We start from the raw sequence: 911 nt of genomic DNA on the forward strand, positions 1-911 counted from the left end.
AATATTCAGCTTCCAGTATTTTTAAACCAATTATTTATCCTTTTACCTAGGATAATTTGTAACTTATTACTCTTTATCAAGCAAACCATACTTGAACAAAAAACCTTCACAAGGAAAAAGCTCAATTTCTTATTCAAAGCATTTCTCATTAACTCTTCTCTAACTGTCCTCTTCTAAGATTTTACAACAATATGGGTTCTTTTAGCAATTTACTAAAGCACTACGGGCTTAAAGGACTGGAAATATACTTCCAATTGAAAACCAACCGGACAAATAAGATTTTTCTACCCAAAATCGAAGCCCCCATTTCCCTTCGTCCAGGAACTACGGACATCCCTACCTTTAAGCAAGTATTTGTATACCGAGAATATGAATACCCTATCAACTTTGTCCCCAAGGTCATCATTGATGCGGGAGCAAATATTGGCCTCTCGGCTGTTTATTTTGCTAATAAATTCAGAAATGCTCATATCTACAGTATTGAACCGGAAACAAATAATTTTAAACTTTTAAAACAAAATGTATCCCCCTATACCACTGTTACGCCCATACAAGCAGCCCTATGGAATAGTTCCTCAGACTTAGGAGTAATTGACAAAGGTCTGGGCGAATGGGGTTTTATGGTGGAGGAACGAAATAAGGGTGAAACATCCAATAAGATTAATTCCATTAAATCCGTGACCATAAAAGATTTGTTGCAAAGCTTTAAAATTAAAGAAATCGATATTTTAAAGATTGACATAGAAGGGGCAGAAAAAGAATTATTTGAAAGTAACTTCGAGGACTGGCTTCCAAGGGTAAAATGCCTCATGATAGAATTACATGACAGGATGAAGGCTGGCTGCTCTAAAAGTTTTTTTAAAGCTATCAGCAGATTTAATTTTTCTTACGATCAAAAAGGGGAGAATCTG

The 911-nt window shown here is 35.3% G+C and carries 1 protein-coding gene; it reads left to right on the forward strand.

Features of this window, described 5'->3' with window-relative positions:
* Positions 1-191: 191 nt before the first annotated feature.
* Positions 192-911 (forward strand): FkbM family methyltransferase (locus tag E1171_RS04165; RefSeq protein ID WP_155204395.1); only part of this gene is annotated, 720 nt, incomplete at its 3' end.

The organism is Xanthovirga aplysinae, from assembly GCF_009711365.1.
In the GTDB taxonomy this organism is placed as follows: domain Bacteria; phylum Bacteroidota; class Bacteroidia; order Cytophagales; family Cyclobacteriaceae; genus Xanthovirga; species Xanthovirga aplysinae.